This window comes from Streptomyces sp. NPDC101132, assembly GCF_044759225.1.
Classification (GTDB): domain Bacteria; phylum Actinomycetota; class Actinomycetes; order Streptomycetales; family Streptomycetaceae; genus Streptomyces.
Map to the genome: position 1 here is coordinate 130115 of NZ_JBIVYX010000001.1, position 26311 is coordinate 156425.

The window sequence follows — 26311 nt, forward strand, 5'->3', positions numbered from 1 at the left end:
CGAGCCTGCTCCACACCGCCGGCCCAGTTCCTCTCGGCTCAGGCCGAGTTCTCGGCGACGGGCCGCCAAGCGGCGGCCCGGGTCGGTGCGTCCAGTAGTCCCACCGGACGGCGGCATCGGGGTTCGCGGGTTGCTCTTCACCGCGATCACTACTCCTGAGGCGGCACGGCGACCTTGTCGTGCTGTGGTCCGCCGAGGACGACCTTGAGGGCGCCGGTGTCGCCGGCCCGGGAGAAGACGTCGTACGCCTCCTCCATCTGGTCCAGTTCGAACCGGTGGGTGACCATGGCGGCCCCGGGCAACCGGCCTGCGGCCATCATGCGCAGCAGCATGGGGGTGGTGTGGGTGTCGACGAGGCCGGTGGTGATGGTGACGTCCTTGATCCACAGGTCTTCGAGGTGCAGGGTCGCGGGCTTGCCGTGGACACCGACATTGGCGACCCGGCCGCCGGGACGGACCATCCGGGTGCACATCTCGAACGCCTCCGGCACGCCGACGGCCTCGACGACCACATCCGCGCCGAGCCCGTCGGTCAGGTCCTCCACCAGCTTCTCGGGCCCCTCCTTCGCGCTGACGGTGGCGTCGGCACCGAGGTCGCGGGCGGCGGCGAGCCGGGAGGCGGCAAGATCGACGGCGATGACGCGGTACGGGCTGCAGAGCGACGCGGTGGCGATCACCGCGAGGCCGATGGGGCCCGCGCCCACCACGACGACGGTGTCGCCGGGGCGTACGTCGCCGTTGAGTACGCCCACCTCGTAGGCGGTCGGGAAGATGTCCGCGAGGAGCACCGCCTCGTCGCTCGGCAGGGTGCTGGGCAGGGGGTGCACGGACAGGTCGGCGAAGGGGACGCGCACGTACTCGGCCTGGGTGCCGTCGACGGTGTGGCCCAGGACCCAGCCCCCGCCCCCGCGGCACTGCCCGTAGCGGGCCTCGCGGCAGAACCGGCAGCGGCCGCAAGCCGAGATGCAGGAGATCAGGACGCGGTCCCCCGGGCGGACGCTGCGGACGTCGCCGCCGGTCTCGACGACGGTGCCGACGGCCTCGTGGCCGAGCACGCGACCCGGCGCAACCTCGGGGACGTCGCCCTTGACGATGTGCAGGTCGGTTCCGCAGATGGTGACGGTGTCGACCCGGACGATCGCGTCGGCGGCGTCCTTGACGGAGGGATCCGGCGCATCCTGCCAACTGGTCTGCCCGGGTCCGTGGAAGACGAGTGCCTTCATGGCGCGGCTCTCTCTGCTCTACGGAAGTGTCAACGCCAGGCTGTCCCTCCGTCCCGCTGCCACGCTTGGGCCGGTCGGGCCCTTAGGAGGGACCGGTCGGGCCATCCCTGGAGGGGAGTCCGGTGCGAGGCTGGAGATCGGCTCCCGTCCCGAAAGGAGGGCTGCTGCCGTGTCCCAGTCAGCCCCGTCCCTCGCCGCGGCTTCGGCCCGTCCGGCCCTGCTGTCCTTCCTCGGCGGTGTGCGGACGGTCACCGGGAGCAAGTTCCTGGTCGAGAGCGACCATGCCCGGATCCTCGTGGACTGCGGGCTCTTCCAGGGTGTCGCGGACCTGCGCCGCCGCAACTGGGACAAGCTGCCCTGCGACGCCCGGGACATCCACGCGGTCGTCGTCACCCACGCGCATCTGGACCACTGCGGGTACCTGCCGCGCCTGGTCCGGCACGGCTTCCGAGGCCCGATCCTGACCAGCGCCCACACTGCCCGGCTCGCCGAGATCGTGCTCCGCGACAGCGCGAAGCTGCAGATGGAGGCCGCCGAGCACGCCAACCAGCACGGCTGGTCCAAGCACCGGCCGGCCAAGCCGCTCTACGACGATGACGATGTCGACCACATCGTGAAGTTCTTCGACCCGGTCCCCGTCGGCAGCGAGGTCGAGATCATGGCCGGGACGAAGCTCACCCTCCACCACGGCGGCCACATCCTCGGCTCGGCCTGGGTCCACCTGACCCTGGAGGACGGCCACACCCTCGCCGTCAGCGGCGACCTCGGCCGCCCCGGCCACCCGCTCCTCCTGCCGCCCGAACCCTTCTCGGGTGCCGACGTCCTGCTCATGGAGTCCACCTACGGCAACCGGCGCCACGACCACGAGACCTCCAGGCGAGAGTTCGCCTCCGTCATCACCCGCGCACTCGCCCGCGGCGGCACGGTCGTCATCCCGGCTTTCGCCATCGACCGCACCGAGGTCGTCCTGCACGAACTCGCCGCCCTGCGCGCCGACGGCACCCTGCCCCGCCACGTGCCCGTCTACGTCGACAGCCCCATGGCCCTGGCAACCCTCGACGTCTACCGCGACGCCGTCCGGTCCCACGCCCCCGAACTGCGCCCCGAAATCGTCGCCGCTGGCGAGGCCTCGATCAGCCCGGAGCCGTTCCTTGCCGCACGTACCGTCCAGGAATCGATCGACATCAACAACACCACCGGACCGGCGGTCATCGTCTCCTCCGCCGGCATGGCCACCGGCGGCCGCGTCCTGCACCACCTCCACCGCACCCTGCCCGACCCCCGCAACGCCGTCGTCATCGTCGGCTTCGCCGCCGCCGGCACCCGCTCCCGGGACCTCGTGGACGGGGCGCGAGTGCTGAAGATGTTCGGCGAATACGTTCCCGTGCGCGCCGAGGTCGCCGACGTACCGCACTTCTCCGCCCACGCCGACGCCGGCCAGGTCATCGACTGGCTGCGCGCCGCGCCGGCCCCGCACACCACCTACCTCGTCCACGGTGAGGAGACCGCATCCGAAACCCTGCGGGACCGCATCGACCGCGAGCTGGGCTGGACGGCCGTCGTACCCAAGCCGGGCGAGGCCGTCCTGGTCCGCTGACCTGGGCCTAACGGTCCCACGGTCTGCACCGCGCGGCCCTCCCGGCCCCCACAGCACCCGGCGCACGGTGAAGGGGAAGGGCTGGAGGCACACCATGAGCACCATGCACAGCATCCTCGAACAGATGACTCCAGAAGCGCGCGAGGCCCTGCTCGCCCACTCCCACCAGGTCACGTTCCCGGCTGACACCCGCATCTTCAGGGAACACCAGCGGGCAGAAAAGTTCTGGATCATCGAATGCGGCACCGTCGACCTCGACATCCACGTGCCCGGCCACAAGAACGCCGTCATCGACACCCTCGGCTACGGCGAACTGCTCGGCTGGTCCTGGATGTTCCGCCCCTACACCTGGCACCTGGGCGCCACCGCCACACGCGAGGTCCGCGCCCTCGAGTTCGACGCCGCCTCCGTACGGGAGCTGTGCAGCGAGGACTCTGCCGTCGGCCGGTCCGTCTCCACCGCCGTCGCGGGCGTCATCGCCGACCGGCTCGACTCCGCCCGCACCCGGCTCCTCGACCTGTTCGCCCCTCACGGCAGCGGAACCCCGCTCGCCTACGCACGCTGAGGACCCGCCATGACCTCCGCCCCGTACACCGTCGCCGACGTCATGACCGCCAAGGTCATCGCCGTCACCCCCGACACGGGCTTCAAGGACATCGCCGCCGCGATGGAACGCTGGAAGGTGACCGCCCTCCCTGTCATCCAAGGCGAAGGCCGCGTCGTCGGCGTCGTCTCCGAGGCCGACCTCCTCCCCAAGGAAGAGTTCCACGAAAAGCGCCCCGGGATGATCGAACAGATGCGCCGCCTCGGCGACACCGCCAAGGCCGGCTCCACCCGCGCCGAGAACCTCATGACCACCCCGGCCGTCACGATCCGCCCCGACGCCACCCTCCCCCAGGCCGCACGCCTCATGGCCGACCGGCACATCAAGCGCCTGCCGGTCGTCGACGCCGACGGCACCCTCAAGGGCATCGTCAGCCGTGCCGACCTCCTCAAGGTCTTCCTCCGCAGCGACGACGAACTCACCGAGGAAATCCGCGAGAGCGTCGTCGAACGACTCTTCCCGCTCTCGCACAAGGAGGTCACCGTCACCGTCACACACGGCATCGCCACCCTGACGGGCAGCGTCCGGGACGATCACCTGATCCCCCTGGCCGAGCGCCTGGCCCGGTCCGTCGAGGGCGTCGTCGACGTCCGCTCCCGGCTGACGGCCCACACCGAACCATGAGCCCCGGGAAAGCGGCTGCGCCAGGAGAAGACCAAGTCCGACCCACCGATCAGCCGCCGCGCCCACCAGACGCCGACAGGACTGCCAGGACACCGCCATGAGCACAGCGGCGGCACCGGACCCCTCAACCACCGGGACTGCCGACGGTGTCGGAGTACCGGAGCGAACCGCCGGTCCAGAAGTCGTCACCCTGACGATGAATCCGACCCTCGACCTCCGCTGGGAGGTCGAGCAGCTGACGGTCATCGGCAAGCACCGCGCACGGGTCAGGTCGGTCGCCGTCGGGGCGGAGGAATCAACGTCGCCCGCCGTCTGCCAGTCCCCTCAGAGCCGGAGGGCACACCCGCTGCCACCCCGTGGGCCCTTTGTCCCCTGTGCACAAGATCCGACAGGGCCCAGACACGCACTCCGGCGACGGGTCTCATGCACTGGTCGGCCCTTGCAGCTGGGCGCGTGCACCGCGCTCAGCCCGGGTCCGCGCAACGCAGCGGTTCAGCGAACCCTTCCCCTGGGCTTGAGGTGGGTGGGGGGCAGTTCCGGGGCCGGAAGTGGAGGTCCGTCGTAGCCCTTGACCTCGCCGAAGCGGGTGCCGGTCATCCACGCCTCGCGGGCCTCGGCGATCTCCTCGTGGGACCGCCCGATCCAGTTCCAGAACATCACGATCTCCTCCTCGAACGGCTCGCCGCCCAGCAGCATCACCGAGGCGTCCGACGTGGCGCGCAGGGGGAGTTCGGTGCGGCCGCAGCCGAGGTAGAGCATCGAGCCGGGGACCACCGGGACGCCGTCGACGTACGCCTCGCCGGACATGGCCAGGACCGCGTACTCGAAGTCCGGCTCCAGGGGGAGGCGGGTCTCGGTGCCGGAGACCAGGCTGAGGTCGGCGCCGACCAGCGGGGTGTACGTGGTGCCGGGCGAGGTGGCGCCGTCGAGGGTGCCCAGGATGACCGTGGCGTCGACGCCGGGGGCGGTGACGTGCGGGAGTTCGGCGTGGTGCTGGAAGTGCGGCTCCACGTGGCGGTGCTCGTCGGGCAGGGCGACCCACAGCTGGGCGCCCTCCAGGAAGCGGGCGTGGGAGCGGGGGCTCTCCTCGGAGTGGCTGATCGCGCGGCCGGAGGTCATCAGGCCGAGTTCGCGGGGGCGTACGGTCTGGAGGCTGCCGACGCTGTCGCGGTGCAGCACCTCGCCCTGGTGGAGCCAGCTGACGGTCTGGAGGCCCATGTGGGGGTGCGGCGGGACCTGCATGCCGGGCTCGTCGGCGATGTCGTCGGGGCCGTAGTGGTCGACGAAGCACCAGGCGCCCACCATCCGGCGCCCGAGGTTCGGGAGCAGTCTGCGCACCTCGGTGGATTCGCCCAGCCTGACCTGGCGCGGGGTGAGGAGTTCGCGTACGGGTTCGGCGACGACGAAGCCGCGGCCGCCGCACACGGAGAGCGTTGCCTGGCGATCGAGATTGCTCATGTCCCCAACCTAGTCCCGTGGGGGCGGGGCGCGGCCCCGTACCGCGCCGGATGCCCGCCCTATGTAGTGGAATGTTAAACCTTCTCTGGGTGTTGAGGCCATCGAACACCGGACGGACGAGAGAGGACGGGCTGCGGGATGACCGAGCGTGCGGAGGGGTACTACGACCACGGCACGGCGGCCGAGCGCTGGGCGCGGGCCGGGCTGTTCTTCGACGCCAGGGAGTACGCCACGGCCGCGCGGGTGCTGGAGCCGCTGACCGCGGAGGCGCCCGAGCAGCTCGCGGCGCGGCTGCTGCTGGCGCGCGCCTACTACCACTCGGCGCAGCTGCGGCGGGCGGAGGCGGAGCTGCGGGCCATCCTGGAGCGCTGGCCGGTGGAGGACTACGCCCAGCTGATGCTGGGGCGGACGCTGGAGCGGCAGGGCCGCCTGGCCGAGGCGGCACCCTACCTGCGGCTGGCGGCCGCCATGTCCGGCGACTTCGACGAGGACTGAGGCCGGGCGGGCGGGGCGGCGGGGAGGGAGGCCGCCGCCGCGCGGGCGGGGCGGCGGGCGGGAGACCGCCGCCGGCCCGTGCGGCGGCCGGGGCGGGGCGGCTCGGCTAGCCTGGGGCCACGATGACTGGCACCACTGAGAACCGCTTGACGACGTCCTGGGGCGACTACGGCCTCACCCGCTTCCCCGAGGACCCCCGCGACCAGCTGCGCGCCTGGGACGCCTCCGACGAGTACCTGCTGAGGCACCTGGTCGGCGGCACCGGGGAGGTGCCGGCCGTTGACGTGTCACAGTGCAATGTCACCGTGTTCGGTGACCGCTGGGGCGCCCTGGCCACCGCCCTCGCCGGGCGCGCCGCCTCCCTGACCCAGATCACCGACTCGTACCTGGGCCGCCGGGCCACCGAGGCCAACCTCGCCCGGGCCGGCGTGCCCGAGGACGGCGTACGCCTCCTCACCACCCAGGACGAGCCGCCGGCCCGCATCGACGTGCTGCTCGTCCGGGTCCCCAAGAGCCTGGCGCTGCTGGAGGACCAGCTCTGCCGGCTGGCGCCCTCCCTGCACGCGGACAGCGTCGTGGTGGGCACCGGCATGGTCAAGGAGATCCACACCTCCACCCTGGACCTCTTCGAGCGGATCATCGGCCCGACCCGCACCTCCCTCGCGGAGAAGAAGGCCCGGCTGATCTTCGCCACGCCCGAGCCCCGCGAGAAGCCGGAGCGGAGCCCCTGGCCGCTGGTCTACACCCTGGGGCCGGAAGCCGGCGCTGGCCCGGCCGAGGGCCTCACCGTCACCAACCACGCCGGCGTCTTCTGCGCCGACCGCCTCGACATCGGCACCCGTTTCCTCCTGGCCCACCTGCCACCGTGGCGGGGCCCCGGCACCATCGTGGACCTCGGCTGCGGCAACGGCGTCGTCGGCACCGCCCTCGCCAAGGGCAGCCCCGAGGCCGACGTGATCTTCACCGACGAGTCGTACCAGGCGGTCGCGTCCGCGGAGGCGACGTACCGGGAGAACATCGGCCCGGGCGCCCTCGGCATCCCTCGGTTCCTGGTGGGCGACGGGATCGCCGACCTGCCGGCGAACTCGGTGGACGCGGTGCTCAACAACCCGCCGTTCCACTCCCACCAGTCGCTCACCGACGCCACCGCCTGGCGGATGTTTTCGGGGTCCCGCCGCGCCCTGCGCAAGGGCGGCGAGCTGTGGGTCATCGGCAACCGCCACCTCGGCTACCACCTGAAGCTGCGCCGCCTCTTCGGCAACTGCGAGCTGGTGGCCAGCGACGCCAAGTTCGTGGTGCTCCGCGCGGTCAAGACCCGCTGACCGGCCCGACCGGCCGGCCCGTCCCGCATGCCGTAGGCCGCCCCGTGGCCGACCATGGGGACCGAGGGCGGTCGGCGCCCCCGGTCGGCGAGGAGGCAGGCGGATGTGCGCGGAGGGCCCCGACCCGGCGTTCCCGGGGCCGTACCTCTTCTCGGCGGACGCCGAGGCGGTGATCGCCGCGGCCGGGCGGACCCTGGCCCGCGAGTACCGCCTGCTGCGCCAGATCCTGCACGGCACCCTGGCCGGGGTGGCCGTGCTCGACACCGAGCTGCGCTACCTCTACGTCAACCCCCACATGGCCGTGATGACCGGCATCCCCGCCGAGGAGCACCTGGGCCACACCCTCGCGGAGCTGCTGCCGGCCGTCCGGCGGCCCGACGAGGCCCTGCGGGACGTGCTGCGGGACGGGCAGCCCCGCGAGGTGGTCGGCACGGGCAGCACCCTGGCCGACTCGCCCCACGAGAGCAGGGTGTGGCGTGTGACGTACCACCGCCTGGAGGAGGACGGCGAGGTCCTCGGCCTGGTGGGCATCGGCCTGGAGATCAGCGCCTCCCGCGAGCACCAGCGGTCCCTGGAACGGGCCCACGAGCGGCTGATCCTGCTCGACACCGCGGCCGTCCGGATCGGCACCACCCTGGACGTCGAGACCACCTGCCGGGAACTGGCCGAGTTCCTCGTGCCCGGCCTGGCCGACGCCGCCAGCGTCGAGCTCCTCATCCCGGAGGAGCCCAACGGCCACCCCCTCCCGCCGCCCGGCATCCTCCGGCTGCGCCGCGCGGCCATGGCCTCCGTCCCCCACCTCACCGCGCACGTGGCCGCCTTCGGCACCGCGGGCTCGTACGTGGACCTGCAGCCCGGCGCCGCCATCCGGCGCAGCCTGGAGACCGGGCACCCCTGGATGGACAACCTCTCCTCCGACGAGGTGATGAGCAAGGCGGCCCCGAGCGCCGAGCGGGTGGCCGCCTACCGGGCCGCCGGCATCCACTCCTCCCTCGTCGTGCCGCTGCTGGCCCCCGACCATCCCCTGGGCACCCTCACCCTGGTACGGGCCGGGGCCTCGCCCGTCTTCGGCCCCGAGGACGTGCTGGTGGCGCAGAGCCTGGCCGAGCGCGCCTCCCTCAGCCTCGCCAAGGCCGAGCGGTTCACCCGCGAGCACACGATGGCCCTCGAACTCCAGCGGGCGCTGCTCTCCGAGCCCTCCCTCCCGCACCCCGACCTGGAGGTGGCGGCCCGCTACCTCCCCTCCGGCAACGGCGCGCTGGTGGGCGGCGACTGGTACGACTCCATCGCGCTGCCCGGCTGGCGGACGCTGCTGGTGATGGGCGACGTCATGGGCCACGGCGTGGAGGCGGCGGTGGCGATGAGCCACTACCGGTCCATGATCCGCGCACTCGCCGTCTCCGGGCACCCGCCGCGCGAGATCCTGCGGTACGCGGACGCGATGGTCGCGCGCTCCGGGTTCGACCGGGTGGCCACCTGTCTGCTGGTCAGCGTGGACACGCGCCAGGGGCTGTGTACGTACGCCAGCGCGGGCCACCTGCCGCCGGTGGTGCTGCGGCCGGAGGAGGCGTCGGTGCTGGTGCCGGTGGAGCCGGGGCCGCCGCTCGGTTCGGGCCTGGGCGAGTACGCGGAGATCCGGTACGGGCTGCGGCCCGGGTGCGTGCTGCTGATGTTCACCGACGGCCTGGTCGAGCGGCGCGGGGAGGACATCGACCGCTCGCTGGCCCGGCTGGTCGGTCTCGAGGTGGCCCCGGATCTGCCGCTGGCTGAGGCGCTCGACCGGGTGCTGGCCGACCTGTCGGCCGCCCGGGCCGAGGACGACATCGCCGTGCTGGCCGCGCGGGTCACAGCGTAGTCAAGGACCGCACCCCGCCCGGGATCCTCGATCAGGATGCCCCCATGACGCCACCGCCGCACCGGGCGCCCCAGCCGCCCCGCCTCCCCGAGCCCTCGCTGCCGTCCCGCTCGTCCCTGCCGTCCCCCTCATCCGGGGGCGTCGGCGGCCCCGGGGCACCTGCCACGTCCGCCGCCGACTCCCGCCGGCTCGATGTGACAGGTGACGTGTTCCTCCGCGGCGGCCGGCCGCACCGCATCGTGTCCGCCGCGATCCACTACTTCCGGGTGCGCCCCGAGCTGTGGCGGGACCGGCTGCTGCGGCTGCGGGCGATGGGCGTCAACACCGTGGAGACGTACGTCGCCTGGAACTTCCACCAGCCCGCGCCCGGGCGCGCCGACTTCGACGGGGACCGCGACGTGGCCGCCTTCGTCCGGCTCGCCGGCGAGCTGGACCTGGACGTGATCGTCCGCCCGGGCCCGTACATCTGCGCCGAGTGGGAGGCCGGCGGACTCCCCGGCTGGCTGCTCGCCGACCCGGCGGTCCGGCTCCGCCGCAGCAACGGCCCCTACCTGGCCGCCGTCGACGCCTGGTTCGACCTGCTGGTGCCCCGCCTGCTGCCGCTGCTCGCCTCCGCGGGCGGCCCGGTCGTCGCGATGGCGGTCGAGAACGAGTACGGCAGCTACGGCAACGACACCGGCCACCTGGAGCACCTGCGGGACGGCCTGGTCCGCAGGGGCGTGGACTGCCTGCTGTTCACCGCCGACGGCGCGGCGGACGGCTTCCAGCTCGGCGGCAGACTGCCCGGGCTGCTGACCACCGGTACCTTCGGCTCGCGCCCCGACGCCGCGCTCGACTGCCTGCGCCGCCACCAGCCGCGGGGCCCCCTGGTCTGCATGGAGTTCTGGCACGGCTGGTTCGACCACTGGGGCGGCCCGCACCGTACCCGGGACGCCAAGGAGGCCGCCGGCGTGCTCGACCGGCTGCTGTCCGCCGGTGCCTCCGTGAACATCTACATGGGGCACGGCGGCACCAACTTCGGCTGGTGGAACGGCGCCAACCACGAGGACGGCCACTACCGCCCCGACACGACCAGCTACGACTACGACGCGCCGGTCGGCGAGGCCGGCGAACTGACCGAGAAGTTCCACCTCTTCCGCGAGGTGATCGCCCGTCACCTGCCGGGGGCCGCACACCCGTTGCCCGAGCCGCCCGCCCGGCTGGCCCCGGCGTCCGGCTCCGTCACCGGCAGCGCCCCGCTGGGCGGGGCGCTGGACGCGCTGGCCGACGTACACCACCGCCTCGAACCGGAGCCCATGGAGGCCTTCGGCCAGAACCTCGGCCTGATCCACTACCGGACCCGGCTGCGCGGACCGCTCGGCGGGGCGGAGCTGCGGGTGGACGGGCTCGCGGACCGGGCGCTGGTCTTCCTGGACGGGCAGCCGCTCGGCGTACTGGAGCGGGACCGGCCGGAGGAGGCGCTGCCGGTCGCCGTGCCGGAGGGCGGCGCGGTGCTGGAGCTGCTCGTGGAGAACATGGGCCGGATCAACTACGGGCCGCTGCTGGCCGACCGCAAGGGGATCACCGGCGGGGTGCGGCTGGACAACCAGTACCAGTTCGGCTGGGAGGTACGGCCCCTCCCGCTGGCGGACCTGTCCGGCCTGGAGTTCGGTGCGCCCGGCGCGGTGGCGGGGCCGGCCTTCCACCGGCTGGAGCTCGACGTCGCCGCGCCCGCCGACGGGTTCCTCGCGCTGCCCGGCTGGACCAAGGGGGCGGTCTGGCTCAACGGCTTCCACCTGGGCCGGTACTGGGACCGCGGGCCGCAGCGCACGCTGTACGCGCCGGCCCCGCTGTGGCGGGCCGGCGTCAACGAGCTGGTGGTGCTGGAGCTCCACGAGCGGGGCACGCAGGTGGAGCTGCGGGACCGGCCCGACCTGGGTCCGGAGGAGGCGGCCGACATCCCGGTCTGGTGAGGTGGGGCCCTCCGCCCGGGCTTGGCAGCCCGGCCGGAGGCGGCCCGGCCGGGTCCGGCCCGGGCGAAGGCGGCCCGGGCGAGGGCAGCCCGGGCGAGGGCAGCCCGTCCGGGTCCGGCCGGGGCGAGGGCAGGCCGTCCGGGTCCGGCCCGGGCGAGGGCAGGCCGGCCGAGCGGACGCAACCCGGGCGGAGGAAGCCGGCGTCGGTCAGACGGAGATGACGATCTTCCCGTGGACGTGTCCGGTCTGGCTGAGGGCGAAGGCGTCGGCCAGTTCCTCCAGCGGGAAGACCTGCGCCACGGGTACGGTCAGCCGTCCGCTGTCGGCGAGTTGGCCGAGTGCTTCGAGGTCCTTGCCGACGGGACGCACCCACATCCACTGGCCGCCCTCGGCCAGTACCGCGTGGTCGGCGATGGAGGCGTGCCGGCCGCCGTCGGCGAGCACGGCGCGCGTCACGTCCACCACCCCGCCGACGAAGTCGGCCACCACGCTCACCCCGTCGGGCGCGAGCGCGCGCACCCGGCCGACCAGGCCGTCCCCGTACTCCACGGGCTCGGCGCCGGCCTCGCGGAGCCGGTCGTGGTTGCGGGGCGAGGCGGTGCCGATGACCCGGGCGCCGAGGGCGCGGGCGATCTGTACGCCGAGGTAGCCCACTCCCCCGGCGGCGCCGTGGATCAGCACGGTGTCGTCCCTGCCCACGCCGAGCCGGGTGAGCAGCTGGAACGCGGTGAGCCCGGCCAGCGGCAGGCCGGCCGCCTCCTCCCAGCTCAGCGCGGCGGGCTTGGGCGCGAGGGCGCGGACCGGGACGCTGACGAACTCGGCGAAGGTCCCGCCGTGCACGTAGTCCTTGCGGGCGTACGCGATGACCTCGTCGCCCGGCGCGAACTCGGGCACGTCGATGCCGACGCGTTCGACCACCCCGGCCACGTCCCAGCCCGGCACGACCGGGAAGAGGGTGTCCATGGCGCCGTCGAGGCCGCCCGACATCAGCTTCCAGTCGACCGGGTTGACCGCGGCCCGGCGCACCCGGACGAGGACCTCGCCCGGTGCCACCTTGGGCAGCGGACGCTGCGTCAGTTCCAGTACCTCCAGGCCTCCGAAGCGGTCGTAGGTCATGGCGCGCATCGTGTCGGTCATGGTGGGGCGGCCTTTCCTGGTGCGGGGCGGCGGCGGGCGTCGCACGCCGCCCACCCTATGCGCGGGGTGCGGCTTTCGCAGGGCGGCGCTCGGCGGGCCGCGCGATCCGGCCGGGCGCACGGGGCGGCCGGGCGCGCCCAACAGCCGGTCCCAGCCGCCCCATTGACGCGAGCACGCCACCCCCACCAGACTGACAGGAAAGTTTCCTGTCAATCACCGGAGGTACGCGTGACAACCCCCCACCGGCGCCCGAACCCCTCCCGTCGGACCCTGCTCACCGGAGCCCTCTTGGGCGCCACCGCCCTCGCCGTGCCGGCCACCGCCCTGGCGGCCGGCACGAGCACCCCGCAGGCCGCCGCGCTCGGCCTCGACGACCCGGCGAAGAAGGAGATCGCCATGAAGCTGGTCTCCAGCGCCGAGAACTCCTCGCTCGACTGGAAGGCCCAGTACAAGTACATCGAGGACATCGACGACGGCCGCGGCTACACGGCGGGCATCATCGGCTTCTGTTCCGGCACCGGGGACATGCTCGACCTGGTCGAGCTGTACGACCGCCGCAAGCCCGGCAACGTCCTGTCCCGCTACCTCCCCGCGCTGCGCGAGGTCGACGGCACGGACTCCCACGACGGCCTGGACCCGAACTTCCCGCGCGACTGGCGCACCGCGGCCCAGGACTCCGTCTTCCGCAAGGCCCAGGACGACGAGCGCGACCGCGTCTACTTCAACCCGGCCGTGCGGCAGGGCAAGGCCGACGGCATCGGCGTACTCGGCCAGTTCACGTACTACGACGCCATCGTGATGCACGGCGACGGCTCGGACTCCACCAGCTTCCGCAACATCCGCAAGCGGGCGCTGCGTTCGGCCAAGCCGCCGGCCCAGGGCGGCGACGAGGTGACCTGGATCGGCGCGTTCCTCGACGCCCGCGTCTGGGCCATGCGGCAGGAGGAGGCCCACAGCGACACCAGCCGCGTGGACACCGCCCAGCGCGTCTTCCTCCGCAAGCGCAACCTGGAACTGCGCACCCCGCTGGACTGGAAGGTCTACGGGGACAGCTACCACCTCGACTGACCCCGCCCCGCCCGAGCCGGCCGCCGCGCGAGACCGGCGGCGGCCGGCGCGGCGACCTGCTCGGCGGCCGGCGCGGTGGCCGGCTCGGCGAGCGGCGCGGTGGCCGGCTCGGCGAGCCGCGCGGCCCGCGGCGAGTGCCCCTTCCGCTCAGCCGCGGTAGGTCTCCAGGAGGCGGAGCCAGACCTCGCTGACGGTCGGGAAGGCCGGGACCGCGTGCCAGAGGCGGGACAGCGGGACCTCGCCCGCGACCGCGATGGTCGCCGCGTGCAGCAGTTCCCCGGCACCGGGACCCACGAAGGTCGCCCCCAGCACCGTCTCGCGGTCCAGGTCCACGACCAGCCGGGCGTGCCCGCGGTAGCCGTCGGCGTACAGTCCCGCACCGGAGACCCGGCCGAGGTCGTAGTCGACCGCCCGCACCCGGCGCCCGGCCTCCTCGGCCGCCGCGAGCGTCAGGCCCACCGAGGCCACCTCGGGGTCGGTGAACACCACCTGCGGCAGCGCCTCGGTGTCCGCGGTGGCCGTGTGCGCGCCCCAGCGGTCGGTCTCCAGGACCGGCACCCCGGCCGCCCTGGCGGCGATGGCCGCGCCCGCGATCCGGGCCTGGTACTTGCCCTGATGGGTCATCAGAGCCCGGTGGTTGACGTCCCCGACCGCGTAGAGCCAGTCGTGGCCCGGCACCCGGCAGCCGTCGTCCACGGGCAGCCAGTCGCCGGGCGTCAGGCCGACCGTCTCCAGCCCGATGTCCTCGGTGCGCGGGGTGCGGCCGGTCGCGAAGAGGAGTTCGTCCGACTCGATCGTCTCGCCGCCCGCCAGGACCACCGTGACGGGCCCGGTGCTGCCGTCGCGCACCACCGCCTCGACCGTGGTGCCGGTCCGCACCACCGTGCCCGCCTCGCGCAGGCCGTCCGCCACCAGCTCGCCCGCGAAGGACTCCATCCGGGGCAGCAGCCCGGAACCGCGGGCCAGCACCGTGACCGCGGAGCCCAGCGCCTGCCAGGCGGTGGCCATCTCGACGGCGACCACCGAGCCGCCGACGACCGTCAGGCGCCCCGGCACGTGCTGGGCGGAGGTCGCCTCGCGCCCGGTCCACGGCCGGGCTCCGGTCAGGCCCGGCAGGTCGGGGAGGCGGGCGCGGCTGCCGGTGGCGACGACCACCGCGTGCCGGGCGGAGAGCACGTGGTGCTCGCCCTCCGGGCTGGTGACGGCGACCTTCCTGGTGCCGTAGAGGCGGCCGTGGCCGCGGTAGACGTGGGCGCCGATGGAGGCGAGCCAGTCGACCTGGCCGTCGTCCTTCCAGTGGCCGGTCCAGTAGTCGCGGTGGGCCAGCGCGGCCGCCGCGTCGAGCGGTCCCGAGACCGCGTCCCGCAGCGCCGGCACACGGCGCGCGTCCGCCCGCGCCAGGGCGGGGCGCAGCAGCGCCTTGCTGGGGATGCAGGCCCAGTACGAGCACTCGCCCCCGATCAGTTCCGCTTCCACCAGTGCGGTGCTGAGCCCGGCGGCGCGGGTCCGGTCCACCACGTTCTCGCCGGCCGGTCCCCCGCCGAGCACCACGACGTCGTACTCCACAGCTTCCGACATAGACACCTTCCAGGGGTTCCAGGAGGTCCACCAGGACCCTAAGGAATCCCGGTCAGGGGCTCATAGCCCGTCACCTTACGTGTGGTCTGTGAGACATGCGTGAGACGCGGGCGGCCCCGGCGTGGTGACGCCATCACCCGCCGGGGCCTTGATCCAGATCCTTCTGTGTCAAGGAGTCCAGACCCATGCCTGAAGCTACACGTCTGCCCGACGCGGACACCCGCGTCCTTCTCCTCGCCCTCGCGGCCCGCCTGAGCGCCGAGCGGCCGACCGAGCCGATGCGCCGCAGCGTCCTCGATGCGCTCGCCCTCACCTTCGCTGTCCGCCGACACGGCCAGACGCACCGGGCCGACGTCGCGGAGGCCAGCCTTCTGAAGCACGCGCCCGACGTCCCGGACGGAGCCAGCCGGGGCCAGTACGCCCGTCTCCTCCGCCTCGCCGCCGGCGGTGAGGGATGACCGCTCCCCGCACCGTCGTGGTGGCGACCCTCGACCATGGCCCGGTCACCCTCACGTGCCCGGCCTGGTGCGTCGAGCCGCACACCACCCCCGAGTGCCGCGCCGACATCGCCCACACTGGCCCCGAGCACCGGTTCGCCTTCGGTGGGACCCCTCTGCTGGTGGCGATGCTGTCCGCCGACCCCTTCGGGCCGGCCTGGCGCCGCCCTACGGCGCTGTACGTCGAGCAGCAGGACTTCGCCCGGACCCTCGACCCGGACGGCCTGCGGCAGCTCGCCGCCGCGTACGCGGTCCAGGCGCATCGCCTGCGGACCCTCGCGGATGAGCTGTCCGTCCTGCTTTCCGGCGGTGGCCAGTGACCACGCCAGCGGAGATCGCCAACCGGTGCGCCAAGGTGCGCCGCCTGGCGCAGGGTGGCGCATCCACGCGCCAGATCGCGGCGCAGCTCGGCGTGTCGAAGGACACCGTCCGCCGGGACCTCGTCAGGCCGGGCGCTCCACCGCAGACGCCGGCGGAGCGACGGGCGGCCCGGGTGGCGCAGTCGGAAGCGGCGGTGCGCCAGGCTGGCGACGCAGTTCAGGCGGTTGCCGCCGCTCAACCGGCGTACACGATCGCTGACGACGCGACGGCGCAGCGCTGGTGCGCCGAGCTGCGCGCCGCGGGCGAAGAGCTGCTGGCGCACGCCGCGCGGTTCGCGGACTACTACCCGTCCGCCACCGCCTGATGGTCACCGCTCTGTTCGCCGCTGCGACGGTTGGCGGGTTCGCGGGGTTGGTCCTCGCGGGTCCGCCCCGCGGCCGCGGCCTCTACGCCGCGCCTGCCGTCGGCACGTGCGCCTTCATCGTCCTGCTCGCCGCGCTCGGCGCGGCTCTCCTCCCGTGAGGACCCCCTCATGAACTTCCCCACGTACGGGATCGTCTCGCTCGGCGGCGTCACGGTCGGCCTGTCCCTGCTCGCCTGGGAGGTCACCCGCTGGTGGCCGGGCCTGAAGAGCGCCGGCAAGCCCAAGCAGCTGCTGAAGCTGGCACCGTTCCTGATCGTCTGGCTGTACGGCATGCTGCTGGTGCTGTCGGCCGGCGGACTCCTCGGTGCCGGGGCCGACTGGAGCCTGTGGGGCTCCTCGGCCATCGGGGACGCCGCTCTCGCCTACGGTGTCGGCGGCGGCACTCCCACCGTCACCCGGTCCTCGCACCTCGTGTTGTCGGACGGCGGGCACGCGGTCGTCATCATCGCCACCGTGGCTCTGATCGCTTTGTGGACCAAGCGGCGCGGCATCAACTGGATGGTGGTCCGGGCGCTGCTGTCCGGGATCAGCCTCGGCCTGGCCTCGGGTGTCGCCGGGGCCGCCGGGTACGTCCTCTCGCCGGTCGTCTCCACCGCCGGCGACTACGTGGCGGGCCTGCTGTGACCGCGGCCCGCCAGGCGAGGAAGGACGCTCGGGCGGACGCGGGGCGGCGCCTCGCTCATGGGACCGGCCTGCTGGTGGGACTGCCCTCCCGCTGGTTCGACGTCCACACCACGGGCGCGCTCCTGGTGCGCCTGGCCGTGCCGGTGCCGGTCCTCGCCTTCGCCGGCAAGGTGCTGGAGCGTGGCCCTCACCTGATCTACGCCGTGCCGGTCGTGTGGTGCCTGGCCGCTTGGCAGCTGTCCGATTCGTCCGCCACTCCCCCACCGGAAGCGGCCGCCCCTCTTGGCGACGAATTCGCAGGTGAGACGGGCGAGATCGCGAGAGTGGTGCGCTCCCTAGAAGGGGTCATGTGCACCTACCACCCGGTGAGCGAGGAGGTGTCCCAGCCCGGCGCTTGACCGGCATTGCATCGAGTTGCACAACGGCTCCCGGCGCGGGTTGTACGCGTCGGGAGCCGTTGGGGCTTCACTGCTCAGCCGTCAGACGGGCTGCACGCTCCGCACGCGACGTTCAGGGGCGTGCGGTTCACCGGGTCGACCATGAGGGTCACGCCGAGCCCGTGCGGACAGACCCGGCGGGGCCTCCTCCCGCGGCGTCGCTCAACTCGGGTCGTGGCCCAGCTCGCTACGACGGCACTCAGCCGCGGGTCGACCCAGCTCTTTCCGGGATTGCTCACCGCAACGTCCTCCCTCACGGAATGCAGTCGACTGTAGCGAAGCGGAGTCGGGCACGGCAGCGTTCTACGCGGCCGGCGGCGCAGTGCAGGCCGATCCGCCCTCGGTGCACTCGCTGTGCATGCAGTCGCCCGCGTGGATCTCGGCGTCGGCCAGTGGCCCCCACAGGTAGGCGTCCGGCTCGTAACCGGCGTCGCGGATGGCGTCCATGGTGAGGTCGAGCGTGTCAGCGTCGCGGCGGAGCGTCTCCGGCCCCTCGGGCCGGTGGTCCACGAACCGGCCGAGCGACGCGCACAGCGAGCGGTACATCGCGGTGTGGAGGATGAGCGCGTGCCAGCCCATGTCAACCGTCTTGGAGGGGCGCAGGTGCCGACCCGTCGTCGTCGCGGCGGCCGCGACGAACTTGAGCGCCTCGTCCACGATCCGCACCGCCACCGGTTCATCAACGCCGTCGTTGTCGCGCATCACGAGGTGGACGACTCGGTCGAAGCCCTCGTCAGAGAGCAGCTGCCGGGCGGACGTTTCCGGGATAGTGGGAGTTGCCATCGGTCCTCCAGTAGTTGGTGCTGGTGGTGTGGCCCGCTCCGGTCGTGGTCCTGGCAGATGCGCGGCCGGAGCGGGGTGTCGCCCGGCTCTCCCGGTCGGCGTCACGGGAGAGCCGGAGATCAGTGGATGCCTGCCGGGTCCTGACTGGTGATCGGCCGGCACCTCGGGTCGCCCTTGGGGTGGGCGTACACGTCCGGGCGGGCGCCGGACGCGGACTGCGGGGTGCTCACGCGGGCCTCGCCGCGGATCGTGCGCTGGCAGTAGCAGCAGATGCGCATGGCTCTACCGGACCTGCTGCCAGCAGCTCACCGGGTCGTGCTGGATGCCGAACCCGTGCTGGCACGGGGTGCAGTAGACGAGGTTGGAGCCCCACCGCTGTTCGAGTCTGCCCGGCCGGCGGCAGACCGGGCACGGCAGGGTCGTGGCGCGGCAGACGCCTCCGGGGTGGGCCAGCGACGGGCGGACCTCCAGGCCGAGGCCCGTCACATGAAGGTTCACTGCCTCGGCCTTCATCTGGGCCAGGCTCCGCCACCCGCTCACTGGGCGGCCCGCACGGCGTCGATCGCGGTGTCGAACTCGCGGTGATCGTCGCCGCGGATGTACGCCACCCGCTTGCCGTTCTCGACCAGGACGGCCGCGAGGATGCCCTCGCGGAGCGAGCGGGTGTCCACCACACGCCGCTTCAGGAGCGGGTGGTCAACGTGGTTAAAGGTCAGCGCATCGGCGGCCATCCTCGGTGCTCCCTACCGTCGTCTGCCATGGTGAGGCGAGCGTGTCGGCGTTGGGGACAGCCCCTGTGCCTCTCGCCATGCCGAGCACCGTAGGAAGGCGGGCGCAGGCCGGTACGGCGGATTGCGCGCGATTGCTCGGGCTCTTCGACGGGTTGGGGCGGGTTGCTCACGCGGGCGTGATCGCGTGCCTGGCGCGGGCGATGAGCCGGTGGGCTTGGGGCCCGTGGACGGCGGCCGAGTGGAGTCCGTCCCATACGCGCGTGTACAGCGCGAGGTCGTCGGCGGAGTCGTACGACAGCTCGGTGTTGACGGTCTCCACGATGACGCGTTGCTCGTCGAAGATCCAGAACCCGTGCTTCGGGGTGAGAGGTAGCGGGGCGCCGAGCGGCACGATGCCGAGTTCCACCGTGCTCATTCCGATCAGCCCGACGAGGCGGTCCAGCTGCCCGGCCATGACCTCGCGCGGGCACACGAGGACGTGCAGCGCGGCTTCCCACAGCAGGACCCGGAACAGCTTGCCCGGCTCGTACAGGACCTCTTGGCGGCGCATTCGGGCGGCCACGGCCGCCTCGGTGTCCCGTGGGGACTGCATGAGCGTCGTGTTCGCGTCGATCAGGTACCGAGCGTAGTCGGGGGTCTGGAAGAGGCCCGGGATGACCGTGGCTTCGTAGCCGCGCATCGTCGCGGTCTGCTGGTACTCGACGACGTACCGGTCCTGGACTGGCCGGTGCCCGGCCGCCAGTTGGCGGCGCCAGGAGCGCTGTTGCGACTCCAGGCCGCGCAGGCGGCTCCGGAGGTCGGGAGCCTGCTCGGGTACGCCGGCGGCCGCGGCCCACGCGTCGGTGTCGGCCTCGGTGGCGGTCTGCTTGCCGTTCTCCAGCCGGGACACCTTCGAGCGCTGCCAGCCAATCCGGGTAGCGAAGTCCTTCCCGTTCAGGCCGGCCTCGGCACGCAGTTCCCGCAGGCGCGCGCCGAGGGCCACCCGGGCGTTCTGGAAGTCCGTGGTCACGCGGACGAACGTACCTGCGCCCACACCTCGGCTGAAGGTGTGGCGGCGGGCCAGGCGCGATCCCGGGCCCGGCATGCGGCAAGCACCTCGGCAGGGTCCGTGACGACTTCCACGCCGATGGTGGTGTCGGTGTGGTCGATGTCGAAGCGGACGAGGGTCCTGGAGTCGAAGAGCCAGAAGTCGTAGGCCGGCAGCTCCAGTCGCTCGGCCTCGGCGCGGGCAAGGACGCGGATGTCCTCGCCGGGGTTCGCGGCGGCCGCGGCCATGAGGAAGCGCTGCCCGTCCGTGGGCGGCTGGTCGATGATGCGCACCCGGGAGAACTGGGCGCCCTGCTCTGCCTTGCGGCGGACGTTGACGTGCCACGGGTTGTCCGGCTCCGGGGCCGGGTCGGTGCCGCGGGTGAAGGCCTGGAAGCGGGCGCCGGCCCGGTCGGAGGCATACCCGCGGCGCGTCTCCAGCCGGAAGGCGGTGTGCTCGAACTCGGCGAACAGGTGGGTGATGTCCTCGAAGGGGACGAGCACGGGTTACTCCTTCGGCGCGAACCGCGTCAGCAGCTCACGCGGGATGACCACGAACGTCTCGTGTTCACCGACGTCGCGCAGCTGGGCCAGGTGCTCGGGGTCAGTGAGCTGGTCACCCTGGACGACGATGTCGCCGGTCTCGACGACCTCGTAGAGGGTGGGGCAGTTGCCGTACTCCGAGGTGGTGCCGATGAACCGCAGGGTCATGACTGGCTCCGTTCAGACTGGTCGGGGAACCCAGCATGCGGCGAAACATTGTTGCCCGGGTGCTGGTTGCGCAAGATTGCGCGGCAAGCAGGCACGGCCAGCCGCGCGCAGTCGCTAACGCCCGGGACCCGGGCTGAAATAGCAGAGCGTCAGAGTCTCGCCGACCGTGAAGCCATCGCCAGGAACTTTGACCGTCCGACTCGGAAGTGATCCCTTTGGGCAACCGAGAGGGCCCTCGATCACGTAGCTCCCCACGAGGGTGGGCACCGTCTGGCGGACATCGGCCTCGCTGATGGCCGGGCCGGCCGGGCCTTGCGGGCCAGCGGGCCCCTGCGCTCCCCGCTCGCCAGCGGGCCCTACCTCCCGTTTGCCGTCGAGCAGGGAGACAGCGCCCGCCATCGTCAGCAGGGACCCGACGACTCCACCGAGGATGGCCGATATGAGGTGCACGCGCGCAGGTATTCCAGTCATGGCCGGATCGTAGAGCGTCTACGTCGACTGCAACGCCGACCAGCTGTGCGGAGGCTAGGTGACTGACTACCCTTCCTGGGCATGAGCAGCTACCGCGGTCCAGCCATACTGATAACGGACGAAGGCCGGGAGTTCCAGGTCACCGCGAACCTCCAGGGTATGTCAGCAGGCCTCCGAACTTCGTGGGCGGGGACTCTGTCCGTCCCAAACATCAGCCAGCCAGCCGAAATGACCAACCTGCCTGCCGGACGGATCCGCATCGGCGAGCACGAGGGGGCGTTCATCCGCCCCAACATCCGTGACTGGCTGGGGTCACCGCCCGGAACCTTCCAAATCACCATCGAGGGGAACGGCGACGCGCCGTTCTGACCGCTGTCGTAGCCGTGCCCGGTCCCTAGGGTGAGGGGCCCGGCACGGGGGCACACGCCTTACTGCTTAGGTGGGTTACCTTCCCTGCCCCACCGAGTCGCCCAATAACGGTCTCGAAGCGGGACGTAGACGGCCAGCGCCTGGTGGACCGCGTTGTACGCGTCGCGTTCTTCCTTCGTTATGACCGGCGGTTCACCCGCGCCAAGCGGCTTCGGATCGCCGACTACTTCTCGCAGGTCCGTGTAAGCCTTGCTGACGCGATTCGTGGCGTCCTTGTACTGCTGCTCAAGCACTTCGAATGACTCGCTCATGGCGAGGATGCTAGGCCCCCCGCCAAGGATTCGCCGAGGATTCCGACAGGCACTTCGAATGTCCCGATGCTCAGGCGAGGCGGCCGGGCCGGGGGAAGCGCGAGTGCGAGGCCGCATACGCCTGTGAGGCAGCGGAAGAACGCTGTCCCGCGGTCTGAGCGGCGCCCCGCATGGCCAGCAGCCGGGGCAGCTCGACCACTTCGGCTGGCGGGCGGACGGGGGAGCACTCGCGGACGGCGAAACGGGCGGTCGTCTCACTCGAGGTTCCGGTTAGTGCCGAACGGAGAGCGACGACCTCCTCGACGTAGCCGGCGGTGGTCAGGTGCTGTTGCGCCCATGCCTTGATCGTGTGCCAGTCGGAGGCGTCCACGATGGCAGTGAGGGCGCCGCGGCGGGCAGCGTCGTCGTCCCAGCGCTCGGCGTCGTGGAGCATCTTCGCGCGGCCGGCCCGGTCGAGTGCCTCGGCGCGCTCCAGGGCGGCGCGGAAGGCGGTCATGAGAACGGCGCAGTCTGCGGGCGTGGCGTCGGCGGGGATCCCGGGGCCGATCGGTACGAGGTTCTCCAGGTGCTCCAAGCGCGCCTTGCGGCGGCCCTGGATGCGGTCCCATGCGCCTTGGAGGGCGGTGCGGTACGTCGTGTACGCGGCGTCCACGGCCTCGGCCTTGGCAAGGTCGGACAGGCGGTAGTCGGCGCGCGCCGTCTGGAGGGCTTCCAGGTACTGAGCCTGCGCTTCGCGCGCGGCTTTGATGTCGGGGTCCTGGTCGTGCGTGGGCATCGGCTCGGGTGCCATCAGGCGGCCTTCCGGTAGGTGCGGACGAGGTGCTCGGCGTCGTCGGGGTGCCACAGCCCACGGGCGGCGGGCCGTACGTCCTCGGCGGTGGCGAGCCGTCGGGCATGTCGTCCGGTCACCCCGAGGCGGCCGGATAGCTCCGCGGTGGTGACCAGGTCACGTGTCGAGGATCCGTCGGTGTCCGCCGATGTCCGGTTGGGATGTCCGTTCGCGGTCTCGCGGGTGAGGTGGTCGAGGCCGGCGGCTCGGAGCGCGTCCAGGGCGGCGGCGATCTCGGGCCGGATCTGCCCGCCGTCCGCGCGGCGGCCGGCGAGGTGTGTGCGCAGGGCCAGCCAGAGGGGGTGGCAGACCTCCGCGGGCAGGAACACCCCGCCAGCAGCGATGACCGCGGGCGGGGTGTGCGGTGCGTCAGAGCGCGGGCTCATGGATGGATGCTCCGAGCGGGGCGCGGCGGGTGGCGACGGCGCGGCTCTGCTCCTTGCGGTCCATGGCCGCCCACTCCTCGTCACTGTGGCGCCACTCGTCGGCGAGGGCCGGCACGGCCTTGAGGACCCGGGCGAGGGTGGCGTCGGGGTGGTTGAACGCCTCCATGACGTCTGCTTCCGTGACGTCCCGCAGGCCGGTACCGAGGCGTACGGCAGCGGCGACCAGCTCGGCCGCCGAGAGGTACACCACGCGCGTGGGGGGACTGTTCACGATGATGCCTTCGGGATGCCGGACGATGCCGTAGGACGACAGGGGCCGCGATGCTCCGGCCACGGTCAGTTCGTGGTCCAGGTCGCGGACGGCGTTGCCGATGCTGCGGATGCGGTCGTTACGGGGCAGGGCCACGGCGACCAGGCCGGCAACAGCCTCGGCCAGCGTCCGCACGGCGGAGGCGAGGGTCTCGGGGTCATCCTGGTCGGCGACCTGTCGGGCTTGGGCGGCGAGGTGGCGGGCTCGGGCCTGGCGGTCCGCCTCTGCGGCTTCCTCGGCCTTCCGCTGTGCCGCAGTGACCCTCAGGTCGGCGAACTCGGCCAGCTGGCGGGCTTCGGCGAGCTGGGCGGGGGTGACCGTAGCGTCTCCGCCGCGAATTCGCTCGGCCAGGGCCTCGGCCAGGGCTCGGGCCTCGCCGGTCTCGGTACGGGCCTGCTCCAGGTCGGCCAGCGCCCTTGCGGGGGTGAGGGTGTCGGGGTTGGTCATGACGTCGGCTCCTGCTGTGCGGTGCGGGCGGTTTCCAGGGCCCGGGCTGCGAGTCGGTCGCGGTACGCGGGCGGGAACGCGTCGTAGGCAGGGGTTCCGTACAGCGCGGCGTCCGCGTCGAGGCGGGCCAGGAAGCTCGCGTCGGCCGGCCGTGCGGCGGCCCTGTCCTGGTCGGCCTTCAGGTGAGCGCCGACGGCTTCGCCGAGGCTGGGACGTTCGTTCGTGCTGGGGTCCATGGCTTGCCCTTTCGGTAGGCGTCCAGTGACGCGGCATCTACGAGCCAGACCGGGCCGACACGGCGGGCATGCAGCCGGCCCAGCCGGGCCAGGCGCCGCGCGTACTCGGCGCTGCACTCCAGGAGTTCAGCGGCCTGCTGCGCGGTCACCTCCACCGTGGCAGGGGCCTGCTCGGGGGTTCCGTTGCCGGAACCGGCCTGCCGGCCGTGCTGCTCGTTCGCCGCGTGCAGGGCGTAGAGGAGGAGGCGGACCCCCGGGGAGACCTCGCCGCCGTCGGCTCGCACGCGGGCGGTGAGGTCCCGCACCAGCGCCCGGAGCACCTCCCCGGCAACGGCCGCCGGGACGAGGACCGCCCCGTCCGGGCGGAGCAGGCCGGCCAGTGGCTCGTTACGCGGCGCCGTCACCGTGCTGCCCGTGCTGCTGCTCGCGGCGCCGCTGCCGCTCATCCAGGCGGGCCAGCAGAGCAAGTGCTCGCTGATCACCGCGGCGGGCCTGCGGCCGGAGTACGCGACGCATCTTGTCCTCAGCGGCGGCCAGCTCGCGACGGTTCCGGACGCTGCGGCCCTCCGCCACCTCGGCCGCGCCGGCGAGCCGGTCGAGGTGCTGCGCCGCCTCGGTGACGATCTCCGACAGGGAAGGCATCAGCTCGGGGTCGTGCCGGACGGCCTCCTTCAGGAGGCGGGTCACGGCACGGCGGAAGCGGGCGTTCGCGGTGTCGAGTTCGGCGCGGCCGGGGTACGGGCCGCGCTTGGCGGGGGTGTCGGGCATGGCGGTGTCCTCTCGTACATGTACGCGCGCGATGTGCGCGAGGGGCTAGGAACCGGATGCGCGGCGGTCAGCGGGCCCGGAAGGCGTCGGGGATGCCAGCGGCGCGGAGCGTGTCGGGGATGGCGGGGAGGGTGCCGGCGAGGACGGGGCATCCGTCGTCGTGGTGGATGGTCAGGTGGGGATTGCCGTGCTGATCGGTCCAGGCTTCGGTGTCGCTGTTGCAGTGGCCGCAGCGGTAGTTGGCGGTGATGCGGTTGATCAGCTCGGTGGGTCCTGCGGCGTAGGTGGTGCGGTGGGGCTGCATGGGTTCTCCGCTTCAGCACATGACGTGTCGGTCGTGGCCCTGGCGGGCCCATTCGGCGTCGAGTTCGTCGCCACACGTGACGCAGACCGGACCCGGGTGCCCCACCTGCCCCCTCCTTAGAGAGAGGGAGGGGGCAGGCAGGTTGGACAGCTCCTGCCTTACGCCTGCCTTCGGACCTGCGGGGCGGGTCCTACCTGCGGCAATGCCGCTAGCTGCCCCGGCCTTGGGGGCAGGTTGGCTGCCGTCGTCCAGCATGGGCGGGGGCAGGCTGGGGGGCAGGTTCTGCGTGCGTGCCTTTCGGACGCGGGCGACCTCCTCCAGCTTCGTGGTCCCGGCCTCGATCTCCAGCCGCGTGCACTCGCTGCGGAGCCGGTCCCGGCCGTACGATGTGGGCACGCCAGCACGGTCCAGCTCTCGGATGATCCAGTCGACGGACCCCCTCACCGGCTCCCTGTCGGGAACGGCGCCCAGGGAGACCAGCACCAGCGAGGTGACCGGCCGGCCGTCGGGCTTGAACTCCCCGTCGATGGAGATCTTCTGGAGTCCGAACGTGTGGGCGTCGCCCTCCTCCTCGTCCTTCTGCTTGCCGCTCTGGACACTCAGCACGAAGTTGCTCAACCGGTCGCCCTTGCGGTTGATCTTCAGTTCGGATTGGAGGGCTCCTTTGACGGCGGAGGCGCCGCGGCCGTGTTCGCCGAGGTGTCCGGTGTGGTGGACGAGCGTGACGCAGGCGCCGGTGACGTCGCGGAGCCGGTCAAGTCGGGCGACAACACGGCCCATCTCGGTGTTGGAGTTCTCCTCGATGCCGACCGTGACGCGAGCCTGGGTGTCTACCACGATCAGGACGGGCTCCATGCGGCGCATCAGCTCGGTGAGGACATCCCACTCAGGGTCCATGGCCTGTACTGGGCGGGGTAGGAAGCGCACGTTGTCCATGCGTACGCCGTGGTGTTGCTCCCACGCCCGGACGCGCTTGCGGATGCCCTCGGCGCCCTCGGCGACGAGGTAGACGACCAGCCCTTGGCGCACGTATTGGCCGTGCCAGTGGAGGCCGGTGCCGACGTGCCCGCACATGTCGATCATCACGAACGACTTGAAGGTCCCGGACGGGCCGATCACCCGAGCAAGCGTGTTCAGGTGGAGGAGGTCCCCGACGAGGGGTTGCAGAGGGCGGATCTTGTCCAGCCCCTCGGTGTCGAGGAGTTCACCAGCCATGGCGACCACGCGCTGCTCGAAGTGCTCTTCTGAGGTCAGCTCGCCCCGCGGCTCCGGCACCCACAGCTCCCCCGCTGGCAGCGCTGCGGTGGGCTCGCTGGGGAGCCACAGGGGCGCGAGGTCATGGGCTTGCCTGGAAACGCCCTGGAGGCCCGCCGCGCGGATGTGCTCCGGCGGCAGGCCAACGGGGCCGTGCAT

General features: G+C 72.6%; 35 protein-coding genes. 15 read left to right on the plus strand and 20 right to left on the minus strand.

Annotation, left to right across the window (positions count from 1 at the left end):
* Positions 1–149 precede the first annotated feature (149 nt).
* On the minus strand, positions 150–1223 hold the full coding sequence (locus ACIQUR_RS00590; RefSeq protein ID WP_403656267.1) for an alcohol dehydrogenase catalytic domain-containing protein: 1074 nt from the start codon (positions 1221–1223) through the stop codon (positions 150–152).
* 169 nt (positions 1224–1392) lie between these two features.
* Between ACIQUR_RS00590 and ACIQUR_RS00595 the strand changes: the two genes are divergently transcribed.
* The 3 genes from ACIQUR_RS00595 to ACIQUR_RS00605 all read left to right on the plus strand — a co-directional run bounded on the left by ACIQUR_RS00595 (position 1393) and on the right by ACIQUR_RS00605 (position 4048).
* Positions 1393–2820: an MBL fold metallo-hydrolase RNA specificity domain-containing protein gene (locus ACIQUR_RS00595; protein WP_403656270.1), complete on the plus strand. Its 1428-nt coding sequence runs from the start codon at positions 1393–1395 to the stop codon at positions 2818–2820.
* Between the two features lie 94 nt (positions 2821–2914).
* Positions 2915–3385 carry a cyclic nucleotide-binding domain-containing protein gene (locus tag ACIQUR_RS00600; protein WP_403656274.1) on the plus strand — a complete coding sequence of 157 codons (471 nt, stop codon included), beginning with the start codon at positions 2915–2917 and terminating at the stop codon, positions 3383–3385.
* 9 nt (positions 3386–3394) lie between these two features.
* On the plus strand, positions 3395–4048 hold the full coding sequence (locus tag ACIQUR_RS00605) for a CBS domain-containing protein (RefSeq protein ID WP_403656277.1): 654 nt from the start codon (positions 3395–3397) through the stop codon (positions 4046–4048).
* Positions 4049–4540: 492 nt separating this feature from the next.
* On the opposite strand, the gene ACIQUR_RS00610 is transcribed toward ACIQUR_RS00605, so the two are convergent.
* Positions 4541–5506 carry a pirin family protein gene (locus ACIQUR_RS00610; RefSeq protein WP_403656279.1) on the minus strand — a complete coding sequence of 322 codons (966 nt, stop codon included), beginning with the start codon at positions 5504–5506 and terminating at the stop codon, positions 4541–4543.
* A gap of 138 nt (positions 5507–5644) precedes the next feature.
* Here ACIQUR_RS00610 and ACIQUR_RS00615 point away from each other — a divergent pair, with 138 nt between their 5' ends.
* The 4 genes from ACIQUR_RS00615 to ACIQUR_RS00630 all read left to right on the plus strand — a co-directional run bounded on the left by ACIQUR_RS00615 (position 5645) and on the right by ACIQUR_RS00630 (position 11130).
* Positions 5645–6001: a tetratricopeptide repeat protein gene (locus ACIQUR_RS00615; protein WP_403656282.1), complete on the plus strand. Its 357-nt coding sequence runs from the start codon at positions 5645–5647 to the stop codon at positions 5999–6001.
* A 122-nt stretch (positions 6002–6123) separates the two neighbouring features.
* Positions 6124–7323, plus strand: coding sequence for a methyltransferase (locus tag ACIQUR_RS00620; RefSeq protein WP_403656285.1), 1200 nt, complete (start codon positions 6124–6126; stop codon positions 7321–7323).
* A gap of 103 nt (positions 7324–7426) precedes the next feature.
* Positions 7427–9178, plus strand: coding sequence for a SpoIIE family protein phosphatase (locus ACIQUR_RS00625; protein ID WP_403656288.1), 1752 nt, complete (start codon positions 7427–7429; stop codon positions 9176–9178).
* Positions 9179–9222: 44 nt separating this feature from the next.
* Complete coding sequence (locus ACIQUR_RS00630; RefSeq protein ID WP_403656291.1) at positions 9223–11130, plus strand: beta-galactosidase family protein; 1908 nt, start codon at positions 9223–9225, stop codon at positions 11128–11130.
* 207 nt (positions 11131–11337) lie between these two features.
* Here ACIQUR_RS00630 and ACIQUR_RS00635 read toward each other — a convergent pair whose 3' ends face one another.
* The gene (locus ACIQUR_RS00635; RefSeq protein ID WP_403657910.1) at positions 11338–12255 is read right to left on the minus strand and encodes an NADP-dependent oxidoreductase; all 918 of its coding nucleotides are present in this window, start codon (positions 12253–12255) and stop codon (positions 11338–11340) included.
* 240 nt (positions 12256–12495) lie between these two features.
* Here ACIQUR_RS00635 and ACIQUR_RS00640 point away from each other — a divergent pair, with 240 nt between their 5' ends.
* Positions 12496–13335: a chitosanase gene (locus tag ACIQUR_RS00640; RefSeq protein WP_403656294.1), complete on the plus strand. Its 840-nt coding sequence runs from the start codon at positions 12496–12498 to the stop codon at positions 13333–13335.
* Between the two features lie 147 nt (positions 13336–13482).
* On the opposite strand, the gene ACIQUR_RS00645 is transcribed toward ACIQUR_RS00640, so the two are convergent.
* A complete protein-coding gene (locus tag ACIQUR_RS00645) occupies positions 13483–14913 on the minus strand; it encodes a dihydrolipoyl dehydrogenase family protein (RefSeq protein WP_403656297.1) in 1431 nt (476 codons plus the stop codon).
* Positions 14914–15098: 185 nt separating this feature from the next.
* Here ACIQUR_RS00645 and ACIQUR_RS00650 point away from each other — a divergent pair, with 185 nt between their 5' ends.
* From ACIQUR_RS00650 to ACIQUR_RS00675, 6 genes are all read left to right on the plus strand, one after another.
* Positions 15099–15371 carry a hypothetical protein gene (locus ACIQUR_RS00650; protein ID WP_403656300.1) on the plus strand — a complete coding sequence of 91 codons (273 nt, stop codon included), beginning with the start codon at positions 15099–15101 and terminating at the stop codon, positions 15369–15371.
* Positions 15368–15730 (plus strand): DUF6907 domain-containing protein, encoded by a 363-nt coding sequence (locus ACIQUR_RS00655; RefSeq protein ID WP_403656303.1) that lies wholly within the window; start codon positions 15368–15370, stop codon positions 15728–15730. The genes ACIQUR_RS00650 and ACIQUR_RS00655 overlap by 4 nt, the downstream gene beginning before the upstream one ends.
* Entirely contained in the window at positions 15727–16095 is a 369-nt protein-coding gene (locus ACIQUR_RS00660) for a helix-turn-helix domain-containing protein (RefSeq protein ID WP_403656306.1), read from the plus strand. The genes ACIQUR_RS00655 and ACIQUR_RS00660 overlap by 4 nt, the downstream gene beginning before the upstream one ends.
* Positions 16095–16253 (plus strand): hypothetical protein, encoded by a 159-nt coding sequence (locus ACIQUR_RS00665; protein WP_403656309.1) that lies wholly within the window; start codon positions 16095–16097, stop codon positions 16251–16253. Before ACIQUR_RS00660 ends, ACIQUR_RS00665 begins: the two co-directional genes overlap by 1 nt.
* A gap of 10 nt (positions 16254–16263) precedes the next feature.
* Positions 16264–16779, plus strand: a complete 516-nt coding sequence (locus tag ACIQUR_RS00670) for a hypothetical protein (RefSeq protein WP_403656312.1) — start codon at positions 16264–16266, stop codon at positions 16777–16779.
* 74 nt (positions 16780–16853) lie between these two features.
* Positions 16854–17177 (plus strand): hypothetical protein, encoded by a 324-nt coding sequence (locus tag ACIQUR_RS00675; protein WP_403656315.1) that lies wholly within the window; start codon positions 16854–16856, stop codon positions 17175–17177.
* A 342-nt stretch (positions 17178–17519) separates the two neighbouring features.
* Here ACIQUR_RS00675 and ACIQUR_RS00680 read toward each other — a convergent pair whose 3' ends face one another.
* From ACIQUR_RS00680 to ACIQUR_RS00710, 7 genes are all read right to left on the minus strand, one after another.
* Complete coding sequence (locus ACIQUR_RS00680) at positions 17520–17999, minus strand: hypothetical protein (protein WP_403656318.1); 480 nt, start codon at positions 17997–17999, stop codon at positions 17520–17522.
* A 119-nt stretch (positions 18000–18118) separates the two neighbouring features.
* Positions 18119–18277, minus strand: coding sequence for a hypothetical protein (locus ACIQUR_RS00685; protein ID WP_403656321.1), 159 nt, complete (start codon positions 18275–18277; stop codon positions 18119–18121).
* Positions 18278–18281: 4 nt separating this feature from the next.
* Complete coding sequence (locus tag ACIQUR_RS00690) at positions 18282–18512, minus strand: hypothetical protein (protein WP_403656324.1); 231 nt, start codon at positions 18510–18512, stop codon at positions 18282–18284.
* A 23-nt stretch (positions 18513–18535) separates the two neighbouring features.
* Positions 18536–18673: a hypothetical protein gene (locus tag ACIQUR_RS00695; protein WP_403656327.1), complete on the minus strand. Its 138-nt coding sequence runs from the start codon at positions 18671–18673 to the stop codon at positions 18536–18538.
* Between the two features lie 223 nt (positions 18674–18896).
* On the minus strand, positions 18897–19739 hold the full coding sequence (locus ACIQUR_RS00700; RefSeq protein WP_403656330.1) for a helix-turn-helix domain-containing protein: 843 nt from the start codon (positions 19737–19739) through the stop codon (positions 18897–18899).
* Positions 19736–20260, minus strand: a complete 525-nt coding sequence (locus ACIQUR_RS00705) for a DUF6879 family protein (protein WP_403656333.1) — start codon at positions 20258–20260, stop codon at positions 19736–19738. Before ACIQUR_RS00705 ends, ACIQUR_RS00700 begins: the two co-directional genes overlap by 4 nt.
* Positions 20261–20263: 3 nt before the next feature.
* On the minus strand, positions 20264–20467 hold the full coding sequence (locus ACIQUR_RS00710; protein ID WP_369778047.1) for a hypothetical protein: 204 nt from the start codon (positions 20465–20467) through the stop codon (positions 20264–20266).
* Positions 20468–21019: 552 nt separating this feature from the next.
* On the opposite strand from ACIQUR_RS00710, the gene ACIQUR_RS00715 reads away from it, so the two are divergent.
* A complete protein-coding gene (locus ACIQUR_RS00715) occupies positions 21020–21307 on the plus strand; it encodes a hypothetical protein (RefSeq protein WP_403656337.1) in 288 nt (95 codons plus the stop codon).
* A 59-nt stretch (positions 21308–21366) separates the two neighbouring features.
* Here the strand turns inward: ACIQUR_RS00715 and ACIQUR_RS00720 are convergent, their stop codons facing one another.
* From ACIQUR_RS00720 to ACIQUR_RS00760, 9 genes are all read right to left on the minus strand, one after another.
* Positions 21367–21618, minus strand: coding sequence for a hypothetical protein (locus ACIQUR_RS00720; RefSeq protein WP_403656340.1), 252 nt, complete (start codon positions 21616–21618; stop codon positions 21367–21369).
* Positions 21619–21688: 70 nt separating this feature from the next.
* A complete protein-coding gene (locus tag ACIQUR_RS00725; protein ID WP_403656343.1) occupies positions 21689–22408 on the minus strand; it encodes a hypothetical protein in 720 nt (239 codons plus the stop codon).
* Complete coding sequence (locus ACIQUR_RS00730) at positions 22408–22833, minus strand: hypothetical protein (RefSeq protein ID WP_403656346.1); 426 nt, start codon at positions 22831–22833, stop codon at positions 22408–22410. The genes ACIQUR_RS00725 and ACIQUR_RS00730 overlap by 1 nt, the downstream gene beginning before the upstream one ends.
* Complete coding sequence (locus ACIQUR_RS00735) at positions 22817–23590, minus strand: hypothetical protein (protein WP_403656349.1); 774 nt, start codon at positions 23588–23590, stop codon at positions 22817–22819. Before ACIQUR_RS00735 ends, ACIQUR_RS00730 begins: the two co-directional genes overlap by 17 nt.
* A complete protein-coding gene (locus ACIQUR_RS00740) occupies positions 23587–23826 on the minus strand; it encodes a hypothetical protein (RefSeq protein WP_403656352.1) in 240 nt (79 codons plus the stop codon). The genes ACIQUR_RS00735 and ACIQUR_RS00740 overlap by 4 nt, the downstream gene beginning before the upstream one ends.
* The gene (locus ACIQUR_RS00745; RefSeq protein WP_403656355.1) at positions 23769–24272 is read right to left on the minus strand and encodes a helix-turn-helix domain-containing protein; all 504 of its coding nucleotides are present in this window, start codon (positions 24270–24272) and stop codon (positions 23769–23771) included. The genes ACIQUR_RS00740 and ACIQUR_RS00745 overlap by 58 nt, the downstream gene beginning before the upstream one ends.
* Entirely contained in the window at positions 24214–24594 is a 381-nt protein-coding gene (locus ACIQUR_RS00750; RefSeq protein WP_403656358.1) for a hypothetical protein, read from the minus strand. Before ACIQUR_RS00750 ends, ACIQUR_RS00745 begins: the two co-directional genes overlap by 59 nt.
* 67 nt (positions 24595–24661) lie before the next feature.
* The gene (locus ACIQUR_RS00755) at positions 24662–24898 is read right to left on the minus strand and encodes a hypothetical protein (protein ID WP_403656361.1); all 237 of its coding nucleotides are present in this window, start codon (positions 24896–24898) and stop codon (positions 24662–24664) included.
* A 12-nt stretch (positions 24899–24910) separates the two neighbouring features.
* A complete protein-coding gene (locus tag ACIQUR_RS00760; protein WP_403657913.1) occupies positions 24911–26311 on the minus strand; it encodes an AAA family ATPase in 1401 nt (466 codons plus the stop codon).